The following is a 9,163-nucleotide window of genomic DNA, read 5'->3' on the forward strand; positions in this document are numbered from 1 at the left end:
GGGCCCGGCGGTTGCCAAGCGGTGTTTCCGTGTGAGTACATGGACGTCCGCGCCGATGCGGAAAGGGGTGGGAAATGACCCGGACGGTCACCGTCCCCCACCCACGGGGCTCCGGCCGCGCGCGGCAGCTGTGGTGTTCGCTGCCGACGGAGTTCGCGCGCCGGTTCCGGCCGCACGCCGACCCGCTCGCCCGCCGGATCCTGGAAGAGATCCAGCGCGCCGTGCCCGAATACGCCAAGCCCCTCGAAGGCGAGTTCGGCAAGATCATCGTGCTGGCGATCGAGCACGCCGTCGTCAGCTGCCTCGACAGCATCGAGGAGCTCGCGTCCACACAGGACAACTGGGCGCCGCTGTTCATGGAGGTCGGCAAACGTGTCCACCACGACGGCGGCAGCCTGAACTCGCTGCAGGCCGCCTACCGCGCGGGCGGGCGCGCGGCGTGGCGCTACGTCGCGGAACTCGGGCAGGCGCACCGCTTCCCGGCGGCCGTGCTCTGCGTCGGCGCGGAAGCCATTTTTGCTTACGTGGACGAGATTTCGTCGTATTCGGTGGAGGGGTACACGCTCGCGCAGGCGATGGCGACGGGCACGCTCGAACGCCGCCGGCGCCGGTTGCTCGAGCTGTTGCTGGCCACCCCGCCGTCGTCGCCGGCGACGATCGTGACGACGGCGAAAGCCGCGAAGTGGACCATGCCGGAGTGGGTCACGGTCGTCGCGCTCGACCCGCGGACCGACCAGGACCTGACTCCGGGCCCGCACGTCGCCGACGACGTCCTGCTCGACCTCGAAAGCACCGAGCCCTGTCTGCTGACCCCGCATCCCGAACGCGACCTGCGCGGGCTCGAAGGCCGCCTGCCGGGCTGGCGTGCCGCGGTGGGCCCGCGGGTCCGGCCGGCCGACGCGGCGACGTCGCTGCGCTGGGCCCGCCGCACGCTCGACCTGGTCCGGCGCGGCATCATCGACGATCGCGCCGTGACGCACACGGCCGACCACCTGGCGACGCACTGGCTGCTCGCCGACCGGTTCCTGCTCGACGAGCTGTCGGCGAAAACGCTCGCGCCGTTCGCGGGCCTGACGGTGAAGCAGCAGGTCCGGCTGGCCGAGACGTTGCTGAGCTGGTTGGAGCACAACGGGAACACGCCCGACATCGCGCAGGCCCTGGGCATCCATCCGCAGACGGTGCGGTACCGCGTGAGCCAGCTGAGCGACCTCTTCGGCGAACGGCTCGGCGACCCCGCGCACCGGCTGGAGATCCAGATGGCGCTGCGCGCGCACCAGCTGCTGGGCACCCAGCCGGAGGCTTGACCTCGCCGACGGGCGGAACTTGGAGTTCCGGCACGATGTTAGCGCTAACAGCGTGCGGGAGGGCGATCCGATGACTCTGGTGACCCGCGAGCTCTTCGGCCGCGACGGCGACACCGACGTCCACCGGTACACCCTGACCCGCGGCGAGCTGACCGTGCGCGTGCTCGACTACGGCGGCGTCATCCAGTCGCTGGAGGCGCCGGACCGCCGGGGCCGGCCGGGCACCGTCGTCCTGGGCCATCCGGATCTCGCGGGGTACGTCGCGAACAACCGGCCGGGCGCGGCGCGGGTCTTCCTCGGCGCGGTGATCGGCCGGTACGCCAACCGGATCGCCGGCGGCGCCTTCACCCTCGACGGCGTCCTGCACCGCGTGCCCTTGAACGACGGCAAGAACAGCCTGCACGGCGGCCCGGCCGGGTTCGACACGCGCGTGTGGTCCGCGGCCGAGGTCGCCGACGGGCTGCGGCTCACCCTGGTCAGCCCGAACGGCGACCAGGGTTACCCCGGCCGGCTCACAGCCGAGGTGACGTACGGCCTCACCGCGGGCGGGCTGACCCTCACCTACCGGGCGGAGGCGGACGCGCCGACGGTGGTCAACCTGACCAACCACACGTACTGGAACCTGGCCGGCGCCGGCGACGTCCACGCGCAGTGGCTGACGCTGAACGCGAGCCGGTTCTGCCCCACGGACGCCGGCCAGATCCCGCGCCCAGGCCCCGGCCCCGGTCGACGGCACGCCGTTCGACTTCCGCACCCCGGCCCCGATCGGCGCCCGCCTGGACCGGCCCGACCCGCAGCTGGCGATAGCCGGCGGTTACGACCGCAACTGGGTGCTCGACGGCCCGCGGGCGGCCCAGGCCTGGGACCCGGCGTCCGGCCGGCTGCTGACGATGACGACCACCGAGCCGGGGCTCCAGTTCTACGCGGGCAACCGGCTGCCCCGCCGCGGCGCGGTGTTCGCGCTGGAGCCGCAGCACTTCCCGGACTCGCCGAACCGGCCGGACTTCCCGAGCACGGTCCTGCGCCCGGGCGAGGTCTACCACCAGGAGACGACCTTCGCGCTGACCACGGCGGCGGAGCCACCGGTCACCACGGGGTGACAACGGCGTTCGGCCAACAGGGCGCACCTGCCGCGGAACCGGCGACCCGCACCGGGCGGCGTTGGCACCATGTCCCGATGAGCGACGAACCGCCCAGAGATCTCGGCCCCAGTGTGCTCCAGGACTGGAACGTCACGACGTCGGACGACTTCGAGCTGTGGACGGCGGCCCTCGCTCTCGAGGTCATGCTCGACGACGCGCTGGCCGACCCGGATCTCCGGGCGACGTTGCGTTCGGAGGGACTTCGCGCCGAAGACGCCAAAGCGGCGGTCCTGGCCAGCGAGTCCACCCTCGCCCGCGTGCGCATGGCCCAGGACGAATACGCCCGCCAGGATCACGCTGGCTCCCGGCGGCCGCGGATCCGGCACCTGGGCCCGGCCAAGGTCCTCTGGCTGGGCACCGCGGTCGGCCTCACCGCGGCCTACCTGTCCTGCTTCGTCTACAGCTACTCCGCGCTTTCCTGGTCGCTCGCCGCGCTGGGCGCCGCCGGCCTGGCCGGGGTGGTCGCGATGTCCGGCCGGATCGCCTTGCGCCGGGTCCCGGAGCTCTTCCCCGTCACGAGCCTCGGCGAGGTGGGCCGCATCGTCCCGCACGAAGACCTCATCGGCCTCGGCGACCGGCTGGCCGACGTGCGGGCCGAGATCGTCGTGCCGGCGATCGGAGAGTTCATCCGGCGCAACCGCAAGCTCACCTTCGGGACCAAGCTGATCTTCCGCGAGGTCACGGGCCTCTACCAGGAGATCGGCGCCGACATCATCCAGACAGCGGCCACCCGGCGCCTGACCCGCGTGCTCGACCGCGCCGACTCCGTCGCCGTGGCCCTCGCCGGCAACCGCGGGGTCGGCAAGACGACCGCGATCAAGTCGATCACCGCCGGCCTGCACAGCAGCGGCGGAAACCCGGCGCCGTTCCTGGTGCTCGCGTCCGCGCCGGCCAACTACGAGGCGCGCGAGTTCGTTCTGCACCTGCACGCCCTGCTCTGCCGCGCGGTCCTCGCCAACGTCGGCACCGCGACGGCGCCGGGCCGGCGGCGGCTCGCCCGCCGGGTGTTCGACCAGGCGACCCGGATCGTGGTCCACTTCGCCGTTTCGGCCGCCATCGCGATGCTGCTCTGGGGCTCGCCCGACATCGTCGTGTTCGCGCGCGAGATCGCCGATCTGCTCGACCGCGCTCTTCCCCGTGACCTGTCCCAGCTCACGGCCGGCCAGTCCCCGATGCGTCTCGCCGCCCTGGCCGTACTGGCGACGGCCCCGGTGCACATCGGTGTCGTGCTGGCCGCCGCGGTCGCCCGCACCGCGTTCACCGCGGCCCGCCACCGCACCTCCCCCGGCATCACCGCGCTGCGCAAGCAGGCCAAGAAGCAGCTCGACCAGATCCGCTTCCTGCAGACCTACACCACGGGCTGGTCCGGGAAGCTGAACATGCCCCTCAAGGGCGAAGCCGGCCGGACCTGGTCCACCCAGCGCGCCGAGCAGCAGCTCACCCACCCCGAAGTGGTCGACAAGTTCCGCGAGTTCGCCACCTCGACCGCGCGGCGGCTGGCGGAAGAGAAGCTCGCCGGCCTGCTCGTCGTCGCGATCGACGAGCTCGACAAGATCGGCGAACCGGAGAAGGCCCACCAGTTCATCAACGACATCAAAGCCATCTTCGACGTCCCGGGCTGCCTGTTCTTCGTGTCCGTCTCCGACGACGCGGTGCTCAACTTCGAGAAACGCGGGCTGGCGGTGCGCGACGCCTTCGACAGCGCGTTCACCGAAATGATCCGCGTCGAGCACTTCACCCTCGAGGAAAGCCGCCTGTGGATCACGTTGCGGCTGCCGGAGCTGCCCGAGCAGTTCGGGTACCTGTGCCACTGCCTGTCCGGCGGGCTGCCGCGCGACCTCCGCCGCTACACCATCGAAATGGTCGACATCGCCAACGAGGTCTACCACCCCACGCTGGAGACGGTCACCCGCCGGCTGATCGGCAGCGAGCTGCGCGGCAAGGCGCACGCCCTGGCCGGCATGGCGGACATGCTGCCGCCCACCGACGAGGTCACGCGCCTCTCGGCGGAGCTCCTCCACCTCAAGGACGTCGACCAGTCCCTGGAGCTGGTCGAGTTCGCCCACCGCCTCGCCGACCCGGCCACCGCCGGCGACCCGGGTGACCCGGTCGAACGGCTGCGCCGGCACGCCGCTTGTTTCGCGCTGCTGTGCGCCACGGTGCTCGACGTCTTCACCGACGACCTGCAGGAGCCCGGCCTCGGTCCCGACCTGCACCTGATCGCCCTGGCCCGGCAGCGCATGGCGCTGCACCCCAAGTTCGCCACGGAGACCATCCTCGCCGTCCGCAAGACGCTCGGCCTCGACCTCACTCCGCCGGCGGTGGGGTGAGCAACACTTCGGCGCCGGGTCGCCGGTCCCGTGGTTACCCTCGCTGATCATGGGAGACCTTCACGCTGTCGCCGAAGACCTCGCGCCCACGGGCACCCTGCGCGCCGCCGTCAACCTCGGGAACTCCGTGCTCGCCCACGGCACGCCGGACGAACCGGGCGGGGTCACCGTGGACCTCTCGCGCGAGGTGGCCGCGCGGCTGGGCGTTCCGGTGGAGTTCGTCTGCTTCGACGCCGCCCGCAGGTCGTTCGAGGCGCTGACCTCGCGAGCGGCCGACCTCGGGTTCCTGGCGATCGAACCGGCGCGCGCGGCCCAGGTCGCCTTCACCGCGCCCTATGTCCTCATCGAGGGCGTGTTCGCCGTCCCGGACGGCTCGGCCTTCCGGTCGCCGGCCGACGTGGACCAGGAGGGCGTCCGGGTCGGCGTCAAGGAGGGGTCCGCCTACGACCTGTACCTGACGCGCACCCTCCGGCACGCCACGGTCGTGCGGGGCAAGGACGGCGTGGTCGTCTTCGAGGAGCAGGGCCTGGAGGCGGCCGCCGGGATCCGGCAGCCGATCACCGCCTACGCCGCCGCCCACCCGGGGACGCGGGTGATCGGCGAACGCTTCATGGAGATCCAGCAGGCCGTCGCCACGACCCCGGACCGCCGGCCGGAGACCGTCGCTTTCCTGCATGCGCTGGTCGAGGAGCTGAAGGCCGGCGGGTTCGTCGCCGAGTCGCTGCGCCGCGCGAACCAGCCGGACGCCACCGTCGCCCCGCCGTCGGACAGCTCGTCCGTCCACTGAGGACGGACGGTCGTCACCCTGCGCGGTCCCCGGCCGACGGAGTGCTATCGCTTCTTCGTCGCCGCCGTCATGAGTACGGCATAGCGCCTTCTCGACGGTCGCAACGAGTGCTACGTTTCTTGAGGTGCAGGCCGATCCCGTGGCCGAGACCCGAGGAGCTGCGATGCCGCTTACTCCCAGCGCGCACACCGACTCGTTCTGCCGCGACCGGCTGCCGCCGCTCGAGCAGTGGCCCCGGCTCGTGTTCGACCGGCCCGAACTGCACTACCCCGACCGGCTCAACGCCGCGACGGCACTCCTCGACCACACCGCCGCCCGCCTCGGCCCGGACCGGCCGTGCCTGCGGTCGCCACACGAGACGTGGACGTATGGCGAGGTCGTGGCGCGCGCCAACCGGATCGCGCACGTGCTCGCCGCCGAGCTCGGGGTGGTGCCCGGCAACCGCGTGCTGCTGCGCGGCGCCAACACGCCGTGGCTCGCGGCCTGCTGGCTGGGCGTCCTCAAGGCCGGGGCCGTCGCGGTCACGACGATGCCGATGCTGCGCCGCGGCGAGCTGGACAAGATCGCCGACCGGGCCCGCCCGTCGGTCGCCCTGTGCGACGAGCGCCTGCTCGACGAGCTGCCGCCCGGCCTGCCGGTGGTCTCCTTCGGCGCCGAACTGGCCGAACGCTGCGCGCGGCACCCGGCGGCCTTCGCCGACGTGTCCACGGCCGCCGACGACGTCGCCCTGCTCGCCTTCACCTCCGGCACCACCGGCACGCCCAAGGCGACGATGCACTTCCACCGCGACCTGCTCGCCATCGCCGACACGTTCTCCCGGCACGTGCTGCGGCCCGTCGCCGACGACGTGTTCTGCGGGACGCCGCCGCTGGCGTTCACCTTCGGCCTGGGCGGCCTGCTGGTGTTCCCGCTGCACGCCGGCGCGTCCGTGCTCCTGCTGGAGCGCGCCACGCCGAAGGAGCTGGCCTCGATCGTCGCCGAGCAGGCGGTGACCGTGCTGTTCACGGCGCCGACCGCCTACCGCGCGATCCTCGGCGCCGGCGACGGCCCGCTGCTCGCCGGCGTGCGCCGCGCCGTCTCCGCCGGGGAAGCCCTGCCCGCCGCCGTGGCCGAGCGGTACCGCGAGGTCACCGGCCGGCCGCTGATCGACGGGATCGGCAGCACGGAGATGCTGCACGTGTTCATCTCCGCGGCCGACGAGGCGGCCCGCCCCGGCCGGACCGGCACCGTCGTGCCCGGCTTCCGGGCCGCCATCCTCGGCCTCGACGGCGAGCCGGTGCCCGACGGCACTCCCGGCCTGCTCGCGGTCCAGGGCCCGACCGGCTGCCGGTACCTCGGCGACCCGCGGCAGACCGACTACGTCCGCGACGGCTGGAACCTCACCGGCGACACCTACGTGCGCGACGCGGACGGCTACTTCCGCTTCGTCGCGCGCAGCGACGACATGATCGTCTCTTCCGGTTACAACATCGCGGCTCCCGAGGTCGAAGAGGTGCTGCTGACCCACCCGGCCGTCGACGAGTGCGCGGTCGTCGGCACGCCCGACCCGGACCGCGGCGCCGTGGTGACCGCCTTCGTCGTGCTGCGCCCGGGCGTCACGCCGGGCCCGGAGGTCGTGCACGCACTCCAGGAGCACGCCAAAGCCGTTGCGGCGCCGTACAAGTACCCGCGCCGGGTGCGGTTCGTCGACGCGCTGCCGCGCAACGCGAGCGGGAAGCTGCAGCGGTTCCTGCTGCGCGAGCGCTGACGGGGTGACGGGCCCGCTGCCGAGGTGGGGTGGCGGTGGGCCCGTCACGTTCGTGGGGTGCCGGGGACATGTCTCCATCCTAGCCGCGGATTCGAACATATGTTCCCGGCTGTTCGAGTGAATTCCGGTTACCAACCGTCACTGCGAACCCGGCGATCGCCCGCGCGACAACACTTCCGGGCGACAAACAGTCCTCAGTGGACGGTCACGGACCACTCCGAACGCGGTCGCGCGGGCGCGGAGGACGTCGTCACACCTCGGCGGAGAGCCGGGCGGGGCCGGTGCAACGAACCCGCCGCCGCGAACGGTAAAACTCCTGACACGGCCCTGACCAGCGCCGCGGGAGCATCACCCTGGCGTGCCGCGGAGGCGGTGCCCGGCCCCGCGAGCCGACCCCATAAAGTTTTCGCGCAGCCCATCCGGAGGTGACCGCCCGCGTGCCCGAGGTCGACTACTACGAGGTGCTGGGCATCCGCCGGGACGCCACGGCGGCCGACGTCAAGACGGCCTACCGCCGGCTGGCGAAGACCATGCACCCGGACGCCGGCGGCACGGTCGGCACGTTCCGCCTGCTCCGCGACGCTTACGACGTCCTCGGCGACCCGGTCCGCCGCGCCCGCTACGACGCCGGCGGCGCCACGGTGGTGCCCGTCCCGGTCCGCCCGCGGCCCCGGCGCCGCTTCGGCGACGAGCCCGGGTTCGTCCCCGACCTGCCCGACCTCGACGCCGAGGACCTGACCTGGTGGCACTTCGCCGGCGAGGACACCCGGATGCGGCACGGCCGCCGCCGCGGGCCGGGGCACACGCCGGTGGTCGCGGCGGTCGGCGGCATGGTGCTGGTGCTGCTTCCGCTGGTCAGCGGGGTGGAGTTCTCGCCGCCGGTGCTCGTCGTCTGGCTGCTGCTGACGGCCGGGACGGCGCTGCTCGTCCAGCGGCTGGCGCGCGGCTACCTGCGGGCCAGCCGGGCCCGCGACGCCTACGCCGAGGAGTTCGGCGGCCGCACGGTCTTCGGCGCCCCCGGCACCGAGCGCGACGAGCTGGCCGAGCGGCTCACGGCCGACCTCCTCGAGGGGTACCTGACCCGGCTGCCGGGCGCGCGCATCTTCCACGGGCTCGCGTGGCCGGGCTCGGTCTTCGCCGACGTCGACCACGCGGTGCTGTGCGGCAAGCGCCTGGTCCTGGTCGAGTCGAAGCTGTGGCTCCCGGGCCACTACGAGACGGCGGAGGACGGCAGGCTGCTGCGCAACGGCCGCCCGTTCCGCGGCGGCGGCAGCCGGCTCGCCGAGAGCCTCGCCGCGTACCGCGAGCTGCTGCCGGGAGTGGCCCTGCGCGGCGCGATGATCGTGTACCCGAGCCGCAGCGGCGACCTGACCACGGCCGATCCGGGCGACGACGTGGTCGCGCCGATGACCCCGGAGACGTTCCTGCACGAGATCGGCGAGTGGCTCGCGGCGGATCCGTCCACTGTGGACCACGAGGTGCTGCGGACGATGAGGGACCAGGTGGTGGGCGGCGGCGGGCGGGCCGCGTGAGCGCGGAGACGCAGGTGGTGCATCGGCGCTCGCCACGGGCAGCCCGCTTCGGCAGTCCGGGCAGCAGCAGCCGCCGACGATGCCGGTCGAGCCGAGCGAGCCACGCTCGCGCCCCGGCGGTTCGAGGCGGCCGGGCCGCGTGAACCCGGCCGGTGCCCGCCGACGATCCCGGCCGAGCCGAACAAGCCACGCTCGCGCCCCCGCGGTTCGAGGCGACCGGACCCCGTGAACCCGGCCGGTGCCCGCCGACGATCCCGGCCGAGCCGAACAAGCCACGCTCGCGCCCCCGCGGTTCGAGGCGACCGGACCCCGTGAACCCGG

General features: G+C 73.1%; 5 protein-coding genes. All 5 read left to right on the forward strand.

All coding sequences use genetic code 11. From position 1 onward, the window contains the following. Positions 1 to 74 precede the first annotated feature (74 nt). The 5 genes from ACZ61C_RS35610 (at position 75) to ACZ61C_RS35630 (ending at position 8,842) form a co-directional block, all read left to right on the forward strand. Positions 75 to 1,304, forward strand: coding sequence for a PucR-like N-terminal domain-containing protein (locus tag ACZ61C_RS35610; RefSeq protein ID WP_465312287.1), 1,230 nt, complete (start codon positions 75 to 77; stop codon positions 1,302 to 1,304). Positions 1,305 to 1,374: 70 nt separating this feature from the next. Continuing rightward, complete coding sequence (locus tag ACZ61C_RS35615; RefSeq protein ID WP_465312288.1) at positions 1,375 to 4,776, forward strand: aldose epimerase family protein; 3,402 nt, start codon at positions 1,375 to 1,377, stop codon at positions 4,774 to 4,776. 49 nt (positions 4,777 to 4,825) lie between these two features. Further along, the gene (locus ACZ61C_RS35620) at positions 4,826 to 5,563 is read left to right on the forward strand and encodes a transporter substrate-binding domain-containing protein (protein WP_465312289.1); all 738 of its coding nucleotides are present in this window, start codon (positions 4,826 to 4,828) and stop codon (positions 5,561 to 5,563) included. 163 nt (positions 5,564 to 5,726) lie between these two features. Then, positions 5,727 to 7,310, forward strand: coding sequence for an AMP-binding protein (locus tag ACZ61C_RS35625; RefSeq protein ID WP_465312290.1), 1,584 nt, complete (start codon positions 5,727 to 5,729; stop codon positions 7,308 to 7,310). A 437-nt stretch (positions 7,311 to 7,747) separates the two neighbouring features. Next, positions 7,748 to 8,842, forward strand: a complete 1,095-nt coding sequence (locus ACZ61C_RS35630) for a J domain-containing protein (RefSeq protein WP_465312358.1) — start codon at positions 7,748 to 7,750, stop codon at positions 8,840 to 8,842. Positions 8,843 to 9,163 lie beyond the last annotated feature (321 nt).

This window comes from Amycolatopsis sp. NPDC104587, from assembly GCF_055583645.1.

Bases quoted from the DNA above. Each gene is read 5' to 3' on its own strand.
- ACZ61C_RS35610 (WP_465312287.1), top strand. From the start codon at position 75: ATGACCCGGACGGTCACCGTCCCCCACCCACGGGGCTCCGGCCGCGCG.
- ACZ61C_RS35615 (WP_465312288.1), top strand. From the start codon at position 1,375: ATGACTCTGGTGACCCGCGAGCTCTTCGGCCGCGACGGCGACACCGAC.
- ACZ61C_RS35620 (WP_465312289.1), top strand. From the start codon at position 4,826: ATGGGAGACCTTCACGCTGTCGCCGAAGACCTCGCGCCCACGGGCACC.
- ACZ61C_RS35625 (WP_465312290.1), top strand. From the start codon at position 5,727: ATGCCGCTTACTCCCAGCGCGCACACCGACTCGTTCTGCCGCGACCGG.